This is a genomic window from Novosphingobium sp. KN65.2 (genome assembly GCF_001368935.1).
Lineage (GTDB): Bacteria > Pseudomonadota > Alphaproteobacteria > Sphingomonadales > Sphingomonadaceae > Novosphingobium > Novosphingobium mathurense.
In genome coordinates this window covers 61,981-83,235 of sequence record NZ_CCBH010000202.1, presented here as the reverse complement: position 1 = coordinate 83,235, position 21,255 = coordinate 61,981, and the positions used below count along the sequence as shown (strand labels likewise).

Sequence of the window (21,255 nt, the reverse complement as noted above, 5' to 3'; positions counted from 1 at the left end):
GCGGTCCAGACCTGTCCTACATCGGGGAAATCTGCCATCGAGGGGACATGATCGCCAATGCGTCCAGTCCCGAAACCCTGTTTGTCCGGAGATGAAAGGGCGGCTCCGCTTATACTTCCGGACTGTGTAAACCGTGTAAACCTCGTCAGGATTTCAAGGTCTGAGATGAACAAGAGCCTCACCCACATCGATTCGGACGGCACCGCACGCATGGTGGACGTAGGGGCGAAAGCCGAGACCCAGCGGCTCGCCATCGCCTCGGGCCGGATCACGATGTCGGCCGAGGCGCTCGAGGCGATCCGCGCCGGCAATGCGCCCAAGGGCGATGTCCTGGGCACGGCGCGCATTGCCGGGATCATGGCGGGCAAGCGCACCGGGGATCTGATCCCGATGTGCCACCCCCTCGCCATCGATGCGATCAATGTCGATTTCAGCTTCGAAGACAAGGCTGTCAGAGCCACGGCCACCGCCTCGCTCACGGGCAAAACCGGCGTGGAAATGGAAGCCATTACAGCGGTTTCCGTCGCACTTGTGACGATCTACGACATGGCCAAGGCGCTCGACAAGGGCATGGTCATCGGCGACATCCGCCTGATCGAGAAACGCGGCGGCAAGTCCGGCCCCTGGCGCGCGCAGGACCGTCACTGATGGCCGGTCCCGCGCCGATCCCGCTCGAAGACGCACAGGCGCGCCTGCTCTCGCTGGCGCAAGTCCTGCCGGTCGAGCGCGTCGATGTCGAAAGCGCATTGGGCCGGTTTCTTGCCGAACCGCTGCTGGCGCGGCGAACCCAGCCCGCCGCCCATCTCTCGGCCATGGACGGTTACGCCCTCACCAAGGACGACCTCTCCGGGCCGTGGCAGGTGATCGGAGAGAGCGCGGCAGGCCACCCCTTCACCGGCACGCTGCAAAAGGGGGAGGCCGTGCGCATCTCGACAGGTGCGATCATGCCTGCCGACGCAGCCGTGGTTGTCCTGCAGGAGGACCTGAAGCGTGAAGGCGATCGGATCACTCTGACCGGGGATCTGCCTGAACCGCCGCACAGGCACATCCGCCCCTGCGGCATGGACTTCACCGCAGGCCATCAGGTGCTAGCCGAGGGCGTCCGAATCGGCCCAGCCCACATCGCGCTCGCCCTCTCGGCCGGGCATCGCCACATGCCCGTCCGCCGGATGCCTAAAGTCGCGGTGATCGACAGCGGCGACGAACTGGCTGCCGATCCCGAAACCTGCCCCACTCACCAGATCCCGGCCAGCAACGGTGCCATGCTCGTCTCGCTGGTCAGCCCGCTGCCGGTCGACGCCCGCCGGATCGGCCCGGTTCCCGACACGCTCGAGGCGCTGATCGGCGCTTTCGACGAAGCGGCGGATTGCGACGTGATCGTCACAAGCGGCGGTGCATCGGTGGGCGATCACGATCTCGTGCGACCGGCGCTCGAACGCTGGGGGGCCCGGCTCGATTTCTGGCGGGTCGCCATCAAGCCGGGCAAGCCGATCCTCGTTGCCAAGCGCGAACGCAGCGATGGCGGCACCCAGATCGTCATCGGCCTGCCGGGCAATCCGGTATCGAGCATGGTCACGGCCTATCACTTCGTTCTGCCCCTGCTGCGCGCGATGCTCGGCGCCGCCCGTCCGCTGCCCATGCCTATCTCGACCGTTCTGGATGCTCCGCTGAGGGCCATCGGCCACCGCCGCGAATTCCTGCGCGGCTACTGGAACGGCGAAAGCGTGATGCCGATGACGCTTCAGGACAGCGGCGCGCTCAGTTCTCTTGCGGCCAGCAACGTGCTGATCGATCGTCCTGCCCATGCCCCTGCCGCCGCGGCTGGTGAAGCGGTCCGCGTGTTCCTGCTCGAAAATGGCGGTATTGCTTGACGTTCCAGAATCTGTTGCTTAATTGTTCTCTCATTGTTCACAGGCAGAACATCGCTCGGGGACGCAGAGAAAGAGGCAACGCAGATGTTGACGCGCAAGCAGCATGAATTGCTCAAGTTCATTCAGGTCCGGCTGGAAGAAAGCGGCATCTCGCCCAGCTTCGAGGAAATGAAGGAAGCGCTCGACCTCAAGTCGAAATCGGGCGTGCATCGCCTCATTTCCGCACTTGAGGAACGCGGCTTCATCCGTCGCCTGCCCAATCGCGCCCGCGCACTGGAAATCCTGCGCCAGCCCGAAGACGTCACCAGCAAGCCCGCGGCCAAGGCCGCCGTTCCTGCCGGGCAGGATGCGCTTGCCGCGCTCAAGCAGCCCGAACGCACGCCCGAACCGGCGAATGACGTCATCGAAATTCCGCTGCACGGCCGCATTGCCGCCGGCGTTCCGATCGAAGCCCTGGAAGGCCAGTCGATGCTTCCGGTTCCCGCAGCCCTGCTCGGCTCGGGCGAACACTACGCGCTTGAGGTTTCGGGCGATTCGATGGTCGAAGCCGGCATTCTCGACGGCGACTTTGCCCTGATCCGTCGCACCAACACCGCGCGCGACGGTGAAATCGTCGTTGCCCTGGTTCGCGGCGAGGAAGCGACGCTCAAATACCTGCAGCGCGATGGCGCCATGGTCCGCCTCGTTCCCGCCAATGCCGCCTACGAACCGCAGGTCTACGGCCCTGACGAGATCGAGGTTCAGGGCAAGCTCGCCGGGCTGCTGCGCCGCTATCATTGAGCTTTGCCGAGGAGAGGCGCGTCGCTGCTACGACCGCCACTCCTTGAATTGACGGGATCAGGGCGCTCGCGGCGTCCACCAGCCATGATGGCCCTGCCCTTCGGCGACAGTCTCGACCGATTTTTGCCGCAGCCGGATAGCAAGGCCACCGGTTCTCTGCAGCATGTTGCGGTCCGCCTTCAACCAGCGCGGAGAGCAGCTTCGGGGCAGCCAGCGGTCGGCAATGACGATGTCGGCCTTGTCGCAAGCCGCTGCCAACGCCCGCTCTGGGACCTGGTCCCGGCCTCTGGCGATCAGCAGGTCCCAGGAGCGGCCCTGTCTTTCAATGCGAACCGAACAGAATTCGCGATTGCATCGTGCGCCCGGCCATGATGCCAAGGGCGTCAGTTCGCCCTCGACACCGGCAAATTCACGCAGATTGTCGCGGACATAGTCGCTGCCGGTATCGCGCAGGGTCACGAGCCTCTCACCATTATCGACCACAAGCCCGACATGACGGCCATCGCCGGTCACGAGAATATCGGGCGGCTCGAGCAGGATGAGCCAGACTATGCCGAGGCAGGCGGGCACGAGCCCCAGCAGCCGAACCCGCCCACTCCACAGCCCGAGCCACAGACCACCCGAAACGAACAGGAGGAAGCCGCCCGTACCCATCGCCGGCAGAACCGAAACCGCCCCGGGCAGTGCGCTGATCTTGTGCGCCAACCCCAGCAAAAGGTCGATAAACTGCCCCGCCAGCCACCAGAACGGTCCGCCCAGACCCACAAGATCGAACAGTAGCGCCAGGGCAATGCAAGGCATGACAGCGAAAGTCGTGAGCGGGATCGCAAGTACATTGGCAAGCGCGCCGTAAGCACCGGCACGATGAAAATGGTAGAAGCCGATCGGCATCAGGACGATTTCGATCACGAAGCCCGTCACGAACAGCATCACCGCTTGCCGCATGAGCCGCGAAAGCCACGATTCCTCTCGCGGGGCCAGAAACCGGCGCACCGGCCCGCAAGTTGCCAGCGCCACGATGGCAAGAACGGCTGCAAAGCTCATCTGGAAGCTGGGCCCCGTCAGCGATTCGGGCCAAAGCAGCAGGACCGCAAACCCGGCAACTGCCAGCAACCGCAGCGATAGCGCTTCTCGCCCCAGCGCCAGTGCAATGAGGACAAGCATCGCCCCAATGCACGAACGGACCGTCGGCACCTGCGATCCGGTCAGGAGGGTATAGGCAATCCCGGCCAGGGCTCCGCATAGCGCGGCCACCACCGGAAGCCGGAACCGCAAGGCCAGTGCAGGAGAAAGCGCGAGCAACCTCAGGGCGAGGAAATAGGCTGCCCCGATCACTGCACTGACGTGCAGGCCGCTGATAGCCAGCAGATGCGCAAGGCCCGCATCGCGCATCGCCTGCGCGTCCTCCTCGACGATGCCGCCGCGGTCGCCGCTCGCCAATGCCGCGGCGATCCCGCCTTGCGAGCCGCTCAGCCTCTCACGGACGTGCCGGGAAAGCACGCTGCGGGCAGCCTCAAGGGTCTCGCCCTCACCGCCTGACGTAACGATCTCGACTTTGCCGCTCACCTTCCCGCTTGCAGAAAGGCCGGAGAACCAAGCGGCGCGCGCGAAATTATAACCGCCGGGGAACATCGGCGGCGCAGGTGGCATCAACCGCGCCTCAAAGCGAATCACTGCTCCGGGCGACACGGATTCAACGCCAAGGCCGTCGGCAACGTTGAGCCGAACCTTGATGCGACGCCCCAAACCAGGCTCCCGGGTCGCGACGAGCCATCTGACCCGCCGTTCGGCAGGCTGTTCATCCACCCCTAGCACTTTGCCCAGGAAGACGCCTGAAACCGGACGATCGATCGCTTCGTGTCCCACCAGCGCCGATTTCGTCCAGACGGTCAGGCAACCCGCGAAAAACATGAGGAAAACTGCGCAGAGTGCCACTCTCAGGTGAGGAAAACGCGCGCGATCCGGCCAGACCCATGCCGCAAGAGCCGCAATGGCAGCGCAAACGGCGCCAAACGCAGCCCAATGGAGCGGTCCGGGAAGGCCGAACCACGCCGCGATTCCCGCTCCGAATGCGACCACCAGCCAGGGCCCGCGATCGAAGCCGGCACGCGAAAGAAATCGCTCAAGCGCCGCCAAAACCCTCGACAAGTCGCTCTTGCTGTTCCATGGCCGATGCTGCAATGCAGCGCCCCCGGCGAGGCCGTGGCATGCGTTATTTTCATTACTGGCTGTGGCTTGGCTGGCCATGGCGAACATTGGACAGGAAGGGATTTACAATGGCAAGCGGCAGTGCATCGAGCGGATCGAACGGCCAGTCTGCCGTCGTTACGCGCTTTGCCCCCTCGCCCACGGGTTACCTTCACATCGGCGGTGCCCGTACGGCGCTGTTCAACTGGCTCTTCGCCCGCCACCATGGCGGCAAGTACCTGCTGCGCATCGAAGACACCGACCGCGCCCGTTCGACCGAACCGGCCATCGACGCAATCTTCGACGGCCTGACGTGGCTCGGCCTCGAAGGTGACGAAGAACCTGTGTTCCAGTTCGCGCGCTCGCAGCGCCACGCCGAAGTGGCCGCGCAGTTGCTCGAATCCGGTCACGCCTATCGCTGCTATCTCACGACCGAGGAACTCGCCGAACGCCGCCAGAAGGCACAGGAAGAGCGTCGCCCGTTCCGCATCGACAGCGAATGGCGCGATGCCGATCCTTCGAGCTGGCCGAGCGACCGCCCCTATGTCGTACGCATCAAGGCCCCGCGCGACGGCGAGACCGTGATCGACGACCTCGTGCAGGGACAGGTGACTGTCCAGAACGTCGAGATCGACGATTTCGTCATCCTGCGCTCCGACGGCACGCCGACCTACATGCTGGCTGTCGTCGTCGACGACAACGACATGGGCGTCACCCACGTCATCCGCGGCGACGATCACCTCAACAACGCGTTCCGACAGCTCGTCATCGTCAACGCGATGGGCTGGACGGTGCCTACTTACGGCCACGTCCCGCTGATCCACGGCCCGGACGGCGCCAAGCTGTCGAAGCGCCACGGTGCCTTGGGCGTCGATGCCTATCGCGACGACCTGGGCGTGCTGCCCGAAGCGCTGTTCAATTACCTCCTGCGCCTCGGCTGGGGCCATGGCGATGAGGAGATCATCGCCCGCGAGCAGGCAGTCGAATGGTTCGACATTGCCCATGTCGGCAAGTCGCCTGCCCGGTTCGACCTCGCCAAGTTGCAGAATCTCAACGGACATTATCTGCGCGAGGCGGATGACGCCCGCCTCGCGGCACTCGTCCTTCCGCTTGTCGCGGCCAATGGCTTCGCAAACCCAGATCCCGTCCTGCTCGAAAAGGCCATGCCGGTCCTCAAGGTGCGAGCAAAGGACGTCAACGAACTTGCAGAAGGCGCCGCCTTCCTGTTTGCCACCCGTCCTCTCGCGATGAGCGAGAAGGCGCAAGCTCTTCTGACCGACGAGGCGCGGGGGCGCCTGGCTGTCATTCATGAGCGTCTGTCGGGGGAATCCGACTGGACTTTGGAGGCATTGGAAGCCAACCTGAAAGCAATGGCCGAGGAACTCGAATTGGGCCTCGGCAAGCTCGCGCAACCCTTGCGGGCAGCCCTGACGGGTCAGACGACCTCGCCGGGAATTTTCGACGTATTGGTTCTGCTCGGCAGGAACGAAAGCCTCGCGCGCATCGCCGCACAGGCCAACGTCCCGGCCGGGTCACAGGTATAAGGAGTAAGAACTGGTGGGTGATCAGGCTAAACTGTCCGCAGGTGGTGCGGATTACGAATATCCTGTCCTGAAAGGTAGCGTCGGCCCGGATGTCGTCGATATCCGCAAGCTCTACGGCCAGACCGGGCTGTTCACGTTCGACCCGGGCTTCACTTCGACCGCGAGCTGCGAAAGTGCCCTGACCTACATCGACGGCGATGAGGGCGTTTTGCTCCACCGCGGTTATCCGATCGGTCAGCTGGCGGAAAATTCGTCGTTCATGGAAGTCAGCTACCTGCTGCTCAATGGCGAACTGCCGAGCAAGGACGAGCTCGAGAAGTTCGAGTTCACCATCAGCCGTCACACCATGCTGCACGAGCAGCTCGCCACCTTCTATCGCGGCTTCCGCCGTGACGCACACCCGATGGCGATCATGTGCGGCGTCGTCGGCGCGCTTTCGGCATTCTACCACGATTCGACCGACATCTCGGATCCCGAGCACCGCAAGATCAGCTCGCACCGCCTGATCGCGAAGATGCCGACGATCGCTGCGATGGCCTACAAGTACTCGATCGGTCAGCCCTTCCTCTACCCGGACAACAACCTGTCCTACACCGGTAACTTCCTGCGCATGACCTTTGGCGTGCCCGCGGAAGAGTATGAAGTGATCCCGGCCGTCGAAAAGGCCATGGACCGCATCTTCATCCTCCATGCCGACCACGAGCAGAACGCTTCGACCTCGACCGTGCGTCTCGCCGGTTCGTCGGGCGCGAACCCGTTTGCGTGCATCGCGGCCGGCATTGCCTGCCTCTGGGGCCCGGCACACGGCGGCGCGAACGAAGCTGCGCTGAACATGCTCAAGGAAATCGGTACGCCGGACAAGATCCCGCACTACATCGAGCGTGCGAAGGACAAGAACGATCCGTTCCGCCTGATGGGCTTCGGTCACCGCGTCTACAAGAACTACGACCCGCGCGCGACTGTCATGCAGTCCACCGTTAGGGAAGTCTTCGACGCCCTCAAGGTCAACGACCCGCTGTTCGAGACCGCCCTGCGTCTCGAGGAAATCGCCCTCAACGATCCGTACTTCGTCGAGAAGAAGCTCTTCCCGAACGTCGACTTCTACTCGGGCATCATCCTTTCGGCGATCGGCTTCCCGACCACCATGTTCACCGTGCTCTTCGCCCTCGCCCGCACCGTGGGCTGGGTCGCGCAGTGGAACGAAATGATCTCGGATCCCGGCCAGAAGATCGGCCGTCCGCGCCAGCTCTACACCGGCCCGACGCAGCGCGACTACGTGCCGCTGTCGCAGCGCTGATAGCCGGCTAGCCGGACTGGACCGCTCTTCGGGGTCGGTCCTGAGGAGAAACCCCTGCGAAAGCGGGGGTTTTTTCTTGTCCCGGGCCAAACCCCGCGTGACGGAACTTGCCAAGCGGCCTTAATCTGGCCACCTCGATATCCTAAGCCGATAAAGAACAGGGCGAGGTATTTGCATGCTATTTGTCAGGATCGTCGCACTTATCCTGGGACTGCTGGCCATCGCCATGGGCCTGCTCTGGGTCGGTCAGGGAACGGGCGTGGTTATGTGGCCTGCCGAAAGCTTCATGCTGGCCGACCGCACATGGGCCATTCGCGGCGCCATTCTTGCCGCCGTCGGCTGCATCGTCGTGTGGCTGGCGCGCCGCGGCAACGGCAAGTCCTGAACGGGTTCAGGCTTCCCGGTCGGCCGGCACGTCGAGAATGAAGCGCGCGCCCTGTCCCGGTGCGCTCTCGACCGACAGTTCGCCGCCCATCGCCCTGGCCAGACTGCGCGAGATATAAAGGCCAAGCCCCGATCCGCCATCGCCGCTGCGCCCCAGACGCTCGAACTTTTCGAACACGCGGGCCTGCTGCTCTTCCGAGAGCCCGGGTCCCTGATCGGCGACGATGACGCGGGCCATCGATCCAAGCGATTCCAGCCTCAGCCAGATGCGCGACTTTTCCGGTGAATAGCGGATCGCATTGCCGATCAGGTTCAGCAGGATCTGCAGCACTCGGCGGAATTCGGCGACTGCGGGAAGGCTTTCGGCCACTTGCGGCGCATCGATGACGATGCCCTTTTCACGCGCGCGGACATTGAGAATCCCGGCAGCCTGGCGTGCAACTTCCGACAGGTCGATATGATCGGGCGCCGTCGAGAAGTTCTCGGACTCCACGACCTCGAGGTCAGCCAGGTCCTCGAGCAGGTCTAGCAGCAGTTTGCCGGCACTGGCGATTTCACCCGCATAGTCGGCATAAGCGTCGGGGATCGGTCCGGCGAGCCGCGTGCGGATCGTCTCTGCATTGGCGATGATGCGCGAAATCGGTTGACGCAGCACCGGAGAAAGATCCTGTCCGACGAGACTGCGCCGCAAGGCCGGCTCGATCGGGTTCGCGCCCATGACTTCACCTGCCTGCGGTTCGTCAGAGATCAGCAGGAGTTCGAAACCGGATGGATCGAAGCCGGGCCGGATATGCGGGATCAGTGTGATCCGCCAGGGTCGGTCCGAGCCTTCGACGCTGACCCGGGTCCCGTCGAGAAGGCGCCAGTGCAGCGGCTGCTTGTGCGTCACGTTCTCGGGCGGCAGGAAATCGGTCCAGAGCCGACCGATCCCGTCTTCCATCCGCGCAGCCACTTGCGCGAGATCGGGACTGTCCGTCACCGCCGTCAGCAAGCGCTGCGAGCCATCGAGCTGCGCAGTCAGTTCGGCAAGGTGGCGGTCGGTCATCATCCGCCGGCGTTCGGCAAAGCTGATCTCTTCCGAAGGCAGCGGCGAAGATTGCCAGTTGCGCACCACGATGTCGCAGCCCGGCGTGCCTCCGATTTCGTCCTCGCGCGGTTCGACCTCGACCCAGGCGGTAATCGTGTCGCTTCCGTCATTCGCTGAAATCGCGCGGGCAAGACGGAAGCGATAGCGGCGCGCCTTGCGTACGAGTTCCAGCAGTTCGGGCACGGCGATGGTGCCGGGAAGCTCGCCACCGCAACGCAATTGCAGTCCGGCAAGCGGCTCTTCGGCCGTCAACAGCCTGTCCTCGGGATCGCTGACCGCCCGGGCGAGAATGGTTCCGCCTGCCTGCATCAGCCTGCAATGCGCCCTGTCGAGAGGATGACGGATGCCTTGTCCGCGCCAAGCCGGTCAAAACCTTGCGGCAGGGTAATGTCAGGATGCAAGGCAAGAAACTGCTGCTCTACACCGGTGGATGACAAGCCGGCGGTGCGCAGCGCCAGCGCCAGTCGCGCCAGTTGCGCCTCATGGGTCGACAGGACCACTACATCGCGGCTCTGCCGGGAACCGATGGCCAGTGCCGAGAGGAACAGCGCCACGCCCGAATTGGCAACCGAGAGCGAGGCCTCGACTTCGCCGGCCATGGTCAACACAAGCTGGGTTGCGAGCCCGAGCCGGCTCACACCTTCGTTGTATTTCCGGCGCAAGGCCGCTTCGGCAAAAGCCGCGTGCTCGATCATCTCGGGATCGTCACCGATGCGCGCGCTCAAGGTCACGAGCGCTTCATGGAACAGATCCGCCGGCAGTTCGAACAGCGAGAGCCTCATGCGCCGCTGCGACTGGCACCAGCGGGCCTGCGCGGCAAGGAACTTCATCGCAAGATCCTGCATCGCACCTTCGCGGGCCGACACGAAGCTCTGCAAAAGCGGCGATACTACCGGATCGAGCGCGAGGCGCGTTTGCAGACGCTCGGTCAGCTGCCATTCCAGGGCCAGGGCGTGAAGATGCGACAGGAGCGCCTGATTTTGGAGAAAGGCCCGCGTGAGCAGGGAAACCTCGTCGGCCGGATGAACGGCGCGATCGGGCTGACCTGCGCTCTGCGCCAGCGCATCGAGCAAGGCATTGGCAAGATCGGCCAGCATCCCGCGCACGCGCGCAAGGATCTCGTCACTGAAGACGGAGCTGTCCTCCGCGGTGATTAGGTGCCGCAGAATCGGAAGAACACTTCCCGCCATTGCATCGCCGCGAGCAAGCTCGTCGCGAAGCACGGCTTCGACGTTGTCCCGGTCAGCCGAATGAACAGCTTGATCGATCATCGGCTCGTATTACGCCATCCTTGGTTAAAGCCGGGTTAGTCCTTGCGCCGCAGAGGCAGGACCAGCCCCGCAAGTACGAGACCGATCGAAATCACCTCGACCACGATCTGAACATGCCCGAAGAGCGCGGCAAGGGCCAGTATAACGCCAAGCAGAACCCGGTCGCGGAACCAGGATGCGGTAGAGCCGGTGAGATTGTTGGGTATCAGCGCGACCAGCAGGACCAGCATGATCGGCGGAAACGCCCAGGAGATCGGCGATTCCCCGGCGATACGCGGGATAGCGGCAAGGCTGAGCAGACCGATCTCGATATCGACCAGCCAGCCCAGTGCGTCGGCACGCGGGATGATCGGCGTCATCTGCCCCCGGGCCCGACGCTCGGCCTGTCGCAGGAGGCGGCTGCTTTCGACCAGCAGCGCGGCGATGGCACCGAAGATCAGGGCTATCCAGACAAGCCCGAACCAGCCCAGGACGGCTGACAGACCCAGGGCTCCCAAGGCGCCAAGGCTGAGCATGTTCGAGGCGTTGCCGGCCTGCAGCAGCGATGTGCCGAACGTCAGTACGGCAAGGCGAGCCGCCGAAGCCCCGGGGGAAAGCTGGCGTCCGTCGCTGACCTGCTCGGCTAGCCATTCGGCTTCCACCGCGACGGCCTCGCCCTCGTTGCGGACCAGACGCCAGTTGGCGCCGATACGCACACCCGAAGGCACTTCGCGCATGGCAATGCCAGACTGGAGCGCTATCCGGGTCAGGGCCGAAATCATGTCGCAGTCCGGCGGCAGTTCCTGCAGCCGCTCCATCAGTTCACCGGGAACCCGCATGACCCCTGCCGCCGCGCGGTTGAGATCGATGCGTTCGAACCCGGCCGCCAGCGCATTCTCGACCGGCATGACCAGCACCACCGGCGCGCGGCTCTCGAACAGGTGGGTCACGCTGCCCGGATCGACGAAAAGCCCCTCGGTGACCACGAGCACTTCGTCGCTGGCCGTGATGAGCCCGCCAAGCTGGCGCACGTTCGTCGCGATGTAGAATTGCAGTCCGGCATCTTCCGCCGCGTGCTGGAGCGCCAGGAGATCAGGCGAAGTGCCCCGCGCCATGCAGATCACGCGCTGGCAATCGAGCGCAAGGGCCAGACCAAGCTGGTGCTCTGCCACGCTCACACCCGCCACCCGCAGAAATCCACGAGGAAGCGCATGTCCCGCTCCCGCGGGTTCAGTCATGGCAAGCAAAGCGATGCGCAGTTTTCAATCTCCAGCGAAGCGCGCCCATTTAGGCACAGGCTTGGCCGGTGCCAAGCATCGCCGGCCGATCAATCGGCGGAAAACTCCGCGAGAAATGCCTTCAGGCGCCTGACGACCGTCGGTTCACCCGGAGCCGCGTCCAGAGCTTCCTCCGACAGATCGAGCAAAGCACGTGAATGGAAGCTGGCTGCAAGGCCCTTGAGCCGCATGGCCGCAAGGTTCCAGTTGCCATCACAGCGTGCGCGTTCAAGCAGGTCGACCTGGCGCGCCACGCTTTCGACGAAACTGGCACGCAGTTCCTCGAAAAGCACGGCGTCCCCGCCTGCCGCAGCAGCCAATGTCGCTTCGAGGGCGCCTGATTCGTAAGCCATTTCCCCAAGATAATAGGCAATGTATTAAACCGGGGTTTATCGCTGCCCGGCTCGTGGTATTCTATCGAAATGGCTGGAGAAAACAGGATCATTGCCTTCGGCGCCGGAGGCAACGAGGCAAACGCGGACAAGCCAGAGGCTACCGCGCCCGAGGTCACACCCGCAGATGCGGTTGCCGAGCAGCCCCGTCAGGCGGACGAGCACTGGGACGAAGCCTGGGTCGGCGATCACGAAGAAGCGGACGAATCGCGCTCCAACGCGTGGATTGCCCCGCTCCTCGCCGGTCTGGCGACGGCAGGCTGGACGGCGCTGTTCCTTTTCGCCCGCCTTCCCCAATTCCAGCCCGGCGTCGCCCTGGAGGCCGTACCCACACTGGTCAGCGAATGGGCCGTCCCGGTCCTGCTGATCGGACTGTGCTGGCTCCTCGTGCTTCGCCACAGCGCACGAGAAGGAAAGCGCTTCGGCGACGTGGCACAGTCCCTGTCGCGCGAATCCGCACGGCTCGAAGAGCGCCTGACCACCGTCAATCGCGAACTCAGCCTTGCCCGCGAATTCCTTGCCTCGCAGTCGCGCGACCTGGAAAGCCTCGGGCGCATCGCCGCCGAGCGCATCTCGGAGAACGCCGGACGTCTCGAGGAACTGATCCGCGACAACGGGAACCGCGTCGATTCCATCAGCACGGTCAGTCATGCCGCGCTGGAAAACATGGAAAAGCTGCGCAGCCAGCTGCCCGTCATCGCCAGCTCGGCCAAGGACGTCACCAACAACATCGGCAATGCGGGCCGCGCCGCGCATGTCCAGCTTGAGGACATGATCACCGGCTTCAACCGCCTGAACGAATTCGGCACCGCGAGCGAACGCCAGGTCGAAGCCCTGCGCAGCGCCGTCGAGACCACGCTGGGTGAGTTCGCCACACAGTGCGAAAAGCTCGAAGACCTCACCGAGAAGCGCTTCACGGCGCTTACCGAAAAGAGCGAGGAATTCCGCACCGAGCTCGACAAGCACGAGATAGAGGCCCTTGCAGCCGTGCGCACCCGTGCCGCCGCGCTCAGCGAGGAGATCGCCAGCACCCGCAACCAGCTCGACACCCACGAGGCAGAAAGCCTCACCTCGCTGCGTGCACGCCTCAAGGCCCTGCGCGATGAAAGCGACGTCGTCTCGCGCGCCCTGCGCAATGCCGAGACCAAGGCCGTGGAGCGGCTGCAATCGTCGCTGGCCGAACTGCAGACCGAACAGGCGGGTGTCAGCGATGCCATCGCGCAATCCCAGCGCAAGGCGATCGACAGCCTTACCGAACGGCTTGCCGGCATCGAGAACGAGGCCATGCGGCTCGACCAGAAGTTTGCCGAGCGCTCTGCCCGGCTTGCCGGCGAAGCGGCCGAACGTCTCGAACGCCAGCAACAGCAGGAACACGCCGCAATCGCGCGCCTGCGCGAAACACTGGGCGAACTGGACAGCGGCATTGCCGAACGCCTCGAGAACCATCGCATCCAGAGCGAGAACCTGCGCGAAACGGCAGCCGCGATCACCGCACAGCTCTCCGCGTTCGAAACCCGCCTGCGGGCCATTTCGGAAGACAGCGCCCAAGGCGAGGAAGTCCTGAGCGCAAGCCTGACCGCGCTGACCGAAAGGCTGACCTCGGCCCGCGCGACCCTTGCGGCAACGGACAATGACGTCGAGAAACTCACCGACGACAGCATCCGGCTGCTGGAACTGATCCAGGCGAGCGCCAAGCAGGCCCACAATGCCCTGCCCGAAGCCCTCTCGATCACCGAGGACCGCCTAGACCGCGTCAATCAGGGCATCGGCGCCCTGCTCGACAGCCTCAAGCAAGCCGGGGACGGCAGCGAAGGTCTTGCGAACGAAATCGATGGTACCGGCAGGACGCTTCAGGACCTCATGGCTTCGCTTGCCACGGCCCATGCCGACATCAACCGGCAGGGCAGCGACCACGCCGCACTGCTGCGCGACCTGCGCAGCGCTCTCGACGATATCGAGCAGGCAAGCGACAAGGCATCGGACAAGGCCGGAACCGAACTGCGCGCGTCCATCGAAGCTCTCAACGCGACGATTGCCGAGAGCATCGAAGCGATCGAAAGCAAGAGCGCGGCGAAAGTCGCCAGCGTCGCCGAGAAGCTCGGCAAGGAAGGCGCCATGGCGATCGACAAGGCGATGCGCTCACGCGTGGCCGAAGTCTCGGGCCAGCTCGATCAGGCCGTCGCCCATGCTTCGGGCGCTACCCGGGAGGCCGCAATCCAGCTGCGCGACCAGCTCGGCAAGATCGACGAACTGGTCGGCAACCTCGAGAACCGCGTCGCCCACGCCCGCAGCCGCGCCGAAGAACAGGTCGACAACGACTTTTCACGGCGTGTTGCGCTCATCACGGAATCGCTCAACTCGAACTCGATCGACATCGCCAACGCCCTGTCATCCGATGTCTCGGACACGGCCTGGGCCGCATACCTGCGCGGCGACCGCGGTATCTTCACACGCCGCGCGGTGCGCCTGCTCGAAGCCGGGGAAGCCAAGGCGATCCAGCAGATCTTCGAGCGCGACGATTCCTTCCGCGAGCACGTCAGCCGCTACATCCACGACTTCGAGGCGATCCTGCGCCAGATCCTCTCGACCCGCGACGGCAATGCGCTCGGCGTGACCCTGCTCTCATCGGACATGGGCAAACTCTACGTGGCGCTGGCACAGGCCATCGAACGCCTGCGCAACTGACACGTAGGCCAATCGGCAAGGCGAGCTCCCCAATCAGGGAGCAGCCCTGCCGAGACACCATCAGTAGCCGAGATCCTTGACCGGCGGATCGCCGAAGAAGTTGAGGTCCTCGACTTCGATCCAGCCATATACGTAGTTGAGGTAGAACAGCCCCATCAGCACAGCGGCCAGCACCGTTGCGCGCAGCGCGATGCGGCCGGGCCGGAAATTGATCGGCGCGCTGTCGGCATGGCCGGTCTCGACCTTGTGACCGTCGACCTCATCCGGCGTACGCAAGCCGATCGGCATGACGAGGAAAGCGCTGAGGACCCACAGCAGGCTGTAGATCGCGGCTATCGATGTCCATTGCATGGGCGCGCTCCGATCAACTCTCGAGAAGCAGGACCTGGACCTGCGGCCGCTTGCCCGACCAGCGGGTGGCCGCACGCCGCGCGGCAAGGCGCGCCGCCTCTACCCGATCGGCATGGTCCGCCTTTTTCGCCTTGGCGAGCGCATTGGCAACGTCGCCGCGCGCCTCTTCGATGAAGGCCCGATAGTCCTCGTCCAGAGGCAGGCCCATGGCGGCCACCTCGACGTTCCCCTTGCGGTCCGCTGCGACCGAGACGACGCCGTTGAAGGCGATGCGCCGGCGCATCACGATGGCCTCACCGTCAGCCGGCGCGATGATATCGCCGTCGAGCACGAGCCGGCCCGAGCGAACTTCGCCAAACTTGCCCGGCGCCCCCGGCGCCAGTCGCACAAGATCGCCGTTCTTCTGGAACACGGCCTTGGGAATACCGCAGGAAAGGCCGAGTTTCGCCTGCTCACGCATGTGACGGATCTCCCCGTGCACGGGCACGAGGATATCCGGCCTGATCCAGCCATAGAGCGCTTCGAGTTCCGGTCGCCCGGGATGCCCCGAAACGTGGATATGGCTCTGACGGTCGGTGACAATGACGATCCCATCATCGGCAAGGCGGTTCTGGATCTTGCCGATGGCGATTTCGTTGCCCGGGATCTGGCGGCTGGAGAAAAGGACGACATCGCCCTTCTCCAGCTTGATCGGGTGATTGCCTTCGGAAATTCGCGCGAGTGCCGCGCGCGGTTCCCCCTGTCCGCCGGTCGCGACGATCAGCACGTCGCTGCGCGGTAGATCCATCGCCGCTTCCGGATCGACGATCTCGGGCAGATCCTTGAGGTAGCCGCAGGCCTGGCCCGTCTGGATGATGCGGTCGAGCGAGTGTCCCGCCACACACAACTTGCGGTTGGTGCGTCGCGCCACTTCGCCCAGCGTCTGCAGCCGCGCCACATTGGATGCGAAGGTCGTCACCAGAACCCGGCGGCCGTTGTGACGCTTCACTTCCTCAAGCAGGCCGTCGAAGACATCGCCTTCCGAGCCCGAAGCCTTCGGATTGAACACGTTGGTGGAATCGCAGACCAGTGCCAGCACGCCATCGTCGCCGATCCTGGTCAGTTCCTCGGCGGTTGCCGGAGTACCGATCTGCGGCGCATCGTCGAGCTTCCAGTCGCCGGTATGGAAGATCCGGCCGAACGGCGTATCGATCAACAGGGCATTGCCTTCCGCGATCGAGTGCGCGAGCGGAACGTAACGGATACCGAAAGGCCCGATCTCGAAACGCTCAAGGTCTTCCACCACGATCAGTTCGACATCGTCGAGGATACCGGCCTCATCCAGCTTCGCGGCCACGAGCTTTGCCGTGAAGGGCGTGGCGTAGATCGGCACACCCAGTTCCTCGGCGAAATAGGGAACGGCACCGATGTGGTCTTCATGCGCATGGGTCAGGACGATGCCCAGCAGGTTCTCACGCTCGTTCTCGATGAACTCGAGATCGGCGAAGACGAGATCGATTCCCGGGTACTCATTCATGCCGAAGGTCATGCCGAGATCGACCATCAGCCACTTGCCCTGGCAACCGTAGAGATTGACGTTCATGCCAATCTCGCCCGAGCCACCGAGCGCGCAAAACAACAATTCGTTACCGGGAATCACTTAGAAGCTGCCCTTTCGGCAAGTATGGCAAGGCCGTCGAGCGTAAGATCGGCATCCACGGCATCGAAAATCTCAGTCGCCTCGTCGAACAGCACCGCAAGGCCGCCCGTCGCGATGACCTTGGCGGGCCGGCCGATCTCGGCGCGCATCCGCGCGATCAGGCCCTCCATCATGGCAACATAGCCCCAGAAAACGCCGATCAGCATCTGGTCCTCGGTGTTGCGGCCGATGACGCTGGTGGTCTTGGGGATCTCGATGGCAATGCGCGGCAACTTGGCGGTATTCCCAACCAGGGCATCGAGCGAGAGATTGATGCCCGGGGCGATGATGCCGCCCTTGTAGGCGCCCTTGAAGTCGACGATGTCGAAGGTCGTGGCCGTACCGAAATCGACGACGATCAGGTCTCCACCGTGCTTGGCATGGGCCGCGATCGCATTGACTGCACGATCCGCCCCGAGCGAGCGCGGCTCATCGACATCGATGTCGATGGCGTAATCGGCCTTGCCATGTCCGGCGATCAGCGGCTCGACATCGAAGTAATGCCGGCTGAGGATCTCGAGATTGTGGAGCGCGCGCGGAACCACGGTCGAGATGATGATCGTATCGACCTGCTTGCTGTCGATCCCGCGAATGCCGAGCAACTGCATGAGCCAGACGGCATACTCGTCCCCGGTGCGGCGCGGATCGGTGGCAATGCGCCAACGCCCCTTCAACTCGCGTCCGTCGAACAGCGCGAAAACGACATTGGTATTGCCGGCATCAATGGCGAGCAGCATGGGACCTGGTTTTCCTCAATGCGAAGTTGCGGAAAGAAGCACGTCGCCGGCATGGATCGTCCGCAGCGATCCGTCGTTCAGGCTGAGCAGGAGGTTCCCCTCTTGCGTCAGCCCGGCAAACCCACCTTCGATTGCCTCCTCTCCCGGAGGAAGCACCGTGAGCCGGGTTCCCTTGGGATGCGCGGCACTCTGCCAGCGACGCAGCATGGGAGCAAGGCCGGCCGAACGCCAGCGCTCGAGTTCGAGAGCAAAAGCACGCGCCAGCCCGACCGCGAAATCATCGCGGGAAACATCGACGCCATGATCGCAGAGCGCGGCAACGGCACGCCCTTCGACATGCGGTGCAACGCGCAAGTTCACGCCGATGCCGACGATGACTGTGCCGGCGACCATTTCCAGGAGAATGCCCGCGACCTTGCTACCGGACAGCAAGAGATCGTTCGGCCACTTGAGCCACAGGGGCGAAGGATCGGGAAGCAGCGACGCGATGGCTTCATGGACGGAAAGGCCAGCAAGAAGCGCAAGGCTGGCGAACGGCGGATCGCCTTGCCCAGGCCTTACTACCGTCGAACCCATGAAATTGCCGAGCCCGTCATTCCAGGCGCGGCCCAGGCGGCCCTTCCCTGCCGTCTGGCGGTCCGCAACCAGCCACTCGCCTTCCGGGAGGTATTCCCCACCGGACAGGCGAGCAGCCAGATCAGCGTTGGTCGAACCCGTCTGAGTGACGGATCGGATCAAAGCGAGAAGTAAAGCGCTGCAGCGGCGGCGTCTGCGAGACCGCCCAGCCACTTGGTCAGCAGGTAGCCCAGCGGCGAAATGAACACGACCGAGGCGACAAGGATGATCTTGTGCCAAATGTCGTTCTCACCCTTCACCACATCGGCAGGCTCATCGAAATACATGATCTTGACGACCTTGAGGTAGTAGAAGGCGCCAATTACCGATGCTGCGATGCCGATTGCCGCAAGTGCGATCATGTTGGCCTGCACTGCCGACTGGAAGACGACGAACTTGCCCCAGAAGCCGAACAGCGGCGGGATGCCGGCAAGGCTGAACATGATCATCGCCAGGCCGAGCGCCAGCGCCGGGCGCGTGCGCGACAGGCCAGCCAGCATCGGGATGTCCTCGACGAAGTTGCCGTTCTCGTCCTTGAGCATCAGGATCGCGACGAAACCGCCCAGCGACATCGCGACGTAGATCGCAAGGTACACGAGCATCGCCGAGGCGCCCTGCGGCGTTGCGACAGCCAGACCGATCAGCATGAAGCCGACGTTGTTGATCGACGAGTAAGCCATCAGTCGCTTGATGTTCGTCTGGCCGATGGCGCCAAGGGCACCCACGACGATCGAAGCAAGCGAGATGAAGATCACGATCTGCTGCCAGGCCGCGGCCTGATCGCCGAACGCATCGAGCATGACGCGCATGGTCAGGCCAAGCGCAGCCACCTTCGGCGCGGTCGCGAAGAAGGTCGTGACCGGCGTCGGCGCGCCTTCGTAAACGTCGGGAGTCCACATGTGGAACGGCACGGCGCTGATCTTGAAGGCCAACCCTGCGAGCATGAACACGATGCCGAACAGTGCGCCATGCGACAGCCCGGAGGACAGCGCGGAGTTGATGCCCGAGAACGAGGTCGTGCCGGTAAAGCCGTAAGTCAGGCTCATGCCGAACAGGAGGATACCCGAGGCCAGCGAACCCAACACGAAGTACTTGAGGCCCGACTCCGCCGAACGGTCGTCCGTGCGCAGGAACGCGGCGAGAACATAGGCAGCCAGCGAGTTCATCTCGAGACCGATGTACAGCGTCAGCAGGTCACCTGCCGAAACCATGATGCCCATGCCCAGCGCCGCGAAGACGACAAGCACCGGATATTCCGCACGCATCGCGTCCAAGCGATCGAAGAACTTCGGCGCAATCACCAGCGATGCGGCAGCCGAGATGTAAATCAGGATCTTGGCATAGGACGCAAAGGCATCGGCACGGAACTGGCCGAAGAAGGCCGACGTATCCGGCCCCATCGCCCCACCGCAAAGCGCGGGGGCAACGAGGAAGGACGCAGCGGCAAGCGCGGCGACGGCAAGGATCGAGATCAGCCGGCTCGACTTGTCACCGCCCCAGGCGGCAATCAGAAGCAGGACGAGACCTGCAACGCTCAGCGTTTCTTCCGGCGCGATCAGGCGCAGCGACTGTGACCAGTCCATCAGTGTGCCCCCTCATGCGCAGATACTTCTTCGTGCACAGGTTTTTCCTTACCCATGGCGACCTTGGAGTCTCCTTCCGGCTTGGCGGCGGCAAGACGGGCGTCGAGCGCGGCAATGTCGGCGCGCATCGGCGCAATGAAGCTCTCGGGATAGATGCCCATCCACAGCACCGCGATGCCCAGCGGAACCACCATCAACAGCTCACGGACGTCGAGGTCGGCCATGGCCGCGGCATCGGCGTTCTTCTGCTCGCCGAAAGCGACCCGGCGATAGAGGTAGAGCATGTAGGCGGCGCCCAGGATGATGCCGGTGGCGCAGATCAGCGTGGCCCACGTCGACACCTGGTAGATACCCGCGAGGCTCAGGAACTCGCCGACGAAACCGCTGGTGCCCGGAAGGCCGACGGAAGCCATCGTAAAGAGCATGAAGAACAGCGCGTAACGCGGCATGTTGATCGAAAGCCCGCCGTAACGGTCGATTTCGCGGGTGTGCAGGCGATCGTAGATGATGCCAACGCACAGGAACAGTGCACCCGAAACAAGACCGTGGCTGAGCATGATCAGCATCGAACCTTCGAGGCCCTGCACGTTGAAGGCGAACAGGCCGATCGTCACGATCGCCATGTGCGCGACCGACGAATAGGCAATCAGCTTCTTCATGTCGTGCTGCACGAGCGCGATCAGCGAAGTCAGGACGACGGCCGCCATCGACAGGCCCCAGATCAGAGGACCGAAGTAGGCCGAGGCTTCAGGGAACATCGGCAACGAAAAGCGGATGAAACCGTAGCCGCCCATCTTCAGCAGCACGCCTGCCAGGATCACCGAACCGGCGGTCGGTGCCTGAACGTGTGCGTCGGGAAGCCAGGTGTGCACCGGCCACATCGGCATCTTCACCGCGAAGCTGGCGAAGAAGGCGAGCCACAGCCAGGTCTGGACATGCGGATCGAAGTCATAGGCCATCAGCGTCGGGATGTCTGTGGTACCGGCGGTGTTCGCCATCCACAGCATCGCGATCAGCATCAGCACCGAACCGAGCAGCGTGTAGAGGAAGAACTTGTACGAAGCGTAGATACGGTCCGCACCGCCCCACACGCCGATGATCAGGTACATCGGGATGAGGCCGGCCTCAAAGAAGATGTAGAACAGGAACAGGTCCTGCGCCGCGAAAACGCCGATCATGAGCGTTTCCATCAGCAGGAACGCGGCCATGTACTCACCGACGCGCTTGTCGATCGACTTCCAGCTCGCGCCGATACAGATCGGCATGAGGAAGACCGAAAGCATGATCAGCAACAGGGCGATGCCGTCGATACCGAGCGCGTAGGAGAAGCCGGAGAACAGCTCCACCCGTTCGGTGAACTGCCACTGCGCACCACCGATGTCGAAGTTCGCCCAGAGCAAGACGCCCAGTGCAAAATCGAGCAGCGTGGCCGCCAGAGCGAGGTTCCGCGCCGGCTTGGCTTCGAGGAAGAGGCATGCCAGTGCCGCCGCGAGCGGCACAAGCAGCATCAGGCTGAGGATCGGAAAACCACTCATCA

General features: G+C 63.7%; 18 protein-coding genes. 7 read left to right on the top strand and 11 right to left on the bottom strand.

Features of this window, described 5'->3' with window-relative positions:
• The first annotated feature begins 165 nt into the window (after positions 1–165).
• The 3 genes from moaC (at position 166) to lexA (ending at position 2,651) form a co-directional block, all read left to right on the top strand.
• Complete coding sequence (moaC, locus tag SPHV1_RS21870; RefSeq protein WP_054948106.1) at positions 166–648, top strand: cyclic pyranopterin monophosphate synthase MoaC; 483 nt, start codon at positions 166–168, stop codon at positions 646–648.
• On the top strand, positions 648–1,871 hold the full coding sequence (locus SPHV1_RS21865) for a molybdopterin molybdotransferase MoeA (protein ID WP_054948105.1): 1,224 nt from the start codon (positions 648–650) through the stop codon (positions 1,869–1,871). The genes moaC and SPHV1_RS21865 overlap by 1 nt, the downstream gene beginning before the upstream one ends.
• A gap of 84 nt (positions 1,872–1,955) precedes the next feature.
• Entirely contained in the window at positions 1,956–2,651 is a 696-nt protein-coding gene (gene lexA, locus SPHV1_RS21860) for a transcriptional repressor LexA (protein ID WP_054948104.1), read from the top strand.
• Positions 2,652–2,708: 57 nt separating this feature from the next.
• Here the strand turns inward: lexA and SPHV1_RS21855 are convergent, their stop codons facing one another.
• Entirely contained in the window at positions 2,709–4,898 is a 2,190-nt protein-coding gene (locus SPHV1_RS21855; protein ID WP_054948131.1) for a ComEC/Rec2 family competence protein, read from the bottom strand.
• Positions 4,899–4,927: 29 nt separating this feature from the next.
• Here SPHV1_RS21855 and gltX point away from each other — a divergent pair, with 29 nt between their 5' ends.
• From gltX to SPHV1_RS21840, 3 genes are all read left to right on the top strand, one after another.
• Entirely contained in the window at positions 4,928–6,382 is a 1,455-nt protein-coding gene (gene gltX / locus SPHV1_RS21850; RefSeq protein WP_054948103.1) for a glutamate--tRNA ligase, read from the top strand.
• A 13-nt stretch (positions 6,383–6,395) separates the two neighbouring features.
• Positions 6,396–7,679, top strand: coding sequence for a citrate synthase (locus SPHV1_RS21845; protein ID WP_054948102.1), 1,284 nt, complete (start codon positions 6,396–6,398; stop codon positions 7,677–7,679).
• A gap of 175 nt (positions 7,680–7,854) precedes the next feature.
• Positions 7,855–8,064: a hypothetical protein gene (locus SPHV1_RS21840; protein WP_054948101.1), complete on the top strand. Its 210-nt coding sequence runs from the start codon at positions 7,855–7,857 to the stop codon at positions 8,062–8,064.
• A gap of 6 nt (positions 8,065–8,070) precedes the next feature.
• Here the strand turns inward: SPHV1_RS21840 and SPHV1_RS21835 are convergent, their stop codons facing one another.
• From SPHV1_RS21835 to SPHV1_RS21820, 4 genes are all read right to left on the bottom strand, one after another.
• Positions 8,071–9,459, bottom strand: a complete 1,389-nt coding sequence (locus SPHV1_RS21835) for a sensor histidine kinase KdpD (protein ID WP_054948100.1) — start codon at positions 9,457–9,459, stop codon at positions 8,071–8,073.
• Positions 9,459–10,421: a hypothetical protein gene (locus tag SPHV1_RS21830; protein WP_054948099.1), complete on the bottom strand. Its 963-nt coding sequence runs from the start codon at positions 10,419–10,421 to the stop codon at positions 9,459–9,461. Before SPHV1_RS21830 ends, SPHV1_RS21835 begins: the two co-directional genes overlap by 1 nt.
• Positions 10,422–10,456: 35 nt before the next feature.
• A complete protein-coding gene (locus SPHV1_RS21825; protein ID WP_231634813.1) occupies positions 10,457–11,587 on the bottom strand; it encodes a hypothetical protein in 1,131 nt (376 codons plus the stop codon).
• 140 nt (positions 11,588–11,727) lie between these two features.
• On the bottom strand, positions 11,728–12,030 hold the full coding sequence (locus tag SPHV1_RS21820) for a hypothetical protein (protein WP_054948097.1): 303 nt from the start codon (positions 12,028–12,030) through the stop codon (positions 11,728–11,730).
• 69 nt (positions 12,031–12,099) lie between these two features.
• On the opposite strand from SPHV1_RS21820, the gene SPHV1_RS21815 reads away from it, so the two are divergent.
• Positions 12,100–14,754, top strand: coding sequence for an ATPase (locus tag SPHV1_RS21815; protein ID WP_054948096.1), 2,655 nt, complete (start codon positions 12,100–12,102; stop codon positions 14,752–14,754).
• 60 nt (positions 14,755–14,814) lie between these two features.
• Here SPHV1_RS21815 and SPHV1_RS21810 read toward each other — a convergent pair whose 3' ends face one another.
• Genes SPHV1_RS21810 through SPHV1_RS21785 form a run of 6 tightly spaced genes read right to left on the bottom strand, consistent with a single transcriptional unit; the run spans position 14,815 to position 21,253 of the window.
• Entirely contained in the window at positions 14,815–15,105 is a 291-nt protein-coding gene (locus tag SPHV1_RS21810) for a DUF1467 family protein (RefSeq protein WP_054948095.1), read from the bottom strand.
• A 13-nt stretch (positions 15,106–15,118) separates the two neighbouring features.
• Positions 15,119–16,744, bottom strand: a complete 1,626-nt coding sequence (locus SPHV1_RS21805) for a ribonuclease J (protein WP_054948094.1) — start codon at positions 16,742–16,744, stop codon at positions 15,119–15,121.
• Complete coding sequence (locus tag SPHV1_RS21800; protein WP_054948093.1) at positions 16,741–17,520, bottom strand: type III pantothenate kinase; 780 nt, start codon at positions 17,518–17,520, stop codon at positions 16,741–16,743. The genes SPHV1_RS21805 and SPHV1_RS21800 overlap by 4 nt, the downstream gene beginning before the upstream one ends.
• A 15-nt stretch (positions 17,521–17,535) precedes the next feature.
• Entirely contained in the window at positions 17,536–18,258 is a 723-nt protein-coding gene (locus SPHV1_RS21795) for a biotin--[acetyl-CoA-carboxylase] ligase (protein ID WP_054948092.1), read from the bottom strand.
• Positions 18,255–19,718 (bottom strand): NADH-quinone oxidoreductase subunit NuoN, encoded by a 1,464-nt coding sequence (gene nuoN, locus SPHV1_RS21790; protein WP_054948091.1) that lies wholly within the window; start codon positions 19,716–19,718, stop codon positions 18,255–18,257. The genes SPHV1_RS21795 and nuoN overlap by 4 nt, the downstream gene beginning before the upstream one ends.
• Positions 19,718–21,253: an NADH-quinone oxidoreductase subunit M gene (locus SPHV1_RS21785; RefSeq protein WP_054948130.1), complete on the bottom strand. Its 1,536-nt coding sequence runs from the start codon at positions 21,251–21,253 to the stop codon at positions 19,718–19,720. Before SPHV1_RS21785 ends, nuoN begins: the two co-directional genes overlap by 1 nt.
• Between the last annotated feature and the right edge of the window lie 2 nt (positions 21,254–21,255).

Bases quoted from the DNA above. Each gene is read 5' to 3' on its own strand.
- moaC (WP_054948106.1), top strand. From the start codon at position 166: ATGAACAAGAGCCTCACCCACATCGATTCGGACGGCACCGCACGCATG.
- SPHV1_RS21865 (WP_054948105.1), top strand. From the start codon at position 648: ATGGCCGGTCCCGCGCCGATCCCGCTCGAAGACGCACAGGCGCGCCTG.
- lexA (WP_054948104.1), top strand. From the start codon at position 1,956: ATGTTGACGCGCAAGCAGCATGAATTGCTCAAGTTCATTCAGGTCCGG.
- SPHV1_RS21855 (WP_054948131.1), bottom strand. From the start codon at position 4,898: ATGGCCAGCCAAGCCACAGCCAGTAATGAAAATAACGCATGCCACGGC.
- gltX (WP_054948103.1), top strand. From the start codon at position 4,928: ATGGCAAGCGGCAGTGCATCGAGCGGATCGAACGGCCAGTCTGCCGTC.
- SPHV1_RS21840 (WP_054948101.1), top strand. From the start codon at position 7,855: ATGCTATTTGTCAGGATCGTCGCACTTATCCTGGGACTGCTGGCCATC.
- SPHV1_RS21835 (WP_054948100.1), bottom strand. From the start codon at position 9,459: ATGCAGGCAGGCGGAACCATTCTCGCCCGGGCGGTCAGCGATCCCGAG.
- SPHV1_RS21830 (WP_054948099.1), bottom strand. From the start codon at position 10,421: ATGATCGATCAAGCTGTTCATTCGGCTGACCGGGACAACGTCGAAGCC.
- SPHV1_RS21820 (WP_054948097.1), bottom strand. From the start codon at position 12,030: ATGGCTTACGAATCAGGCGCCCTCGAAGCGACATTGGCTGCTGCGGCA.
- SPHV1_RS21815 (WP_054948096.1), top strand. From the start codon at position 12,100: ATGGCTGGAGAAAACAGGATCATTGCCTTCGGCGCCGGAGGCAACGAG.
- SPHV1_RS21810 (WP_054948095.1), bottom strand. From the start codon at position 15,105: ATGCAATGGACATCGATAGCCGCGATCTACAGCCTGCTGTGGGTCCTC.
- SPHV1_RS21800 (WP_054948093.1), bottom strand. From the start codon at position 17,520: ATGCTGCTCGCCATTGATGCCGGCAATACCAATGTCGTTTTCGCGCTG.
- nuoN (WP_054948091.1), bottom strand. From the start codon at position 19,718: ATGGACTGGTCACAGTCGCTGCGCCTGATCGCGCCGGAAGAAACGCTG.
- SPHV1_RS21785 (WP_054948130.1), bottom strand. From the start codon at position 21,253: ATGAGTGGTTTTCCGATCCTCAGCCTGATGCTGCTTGTGCCGCTCGCG.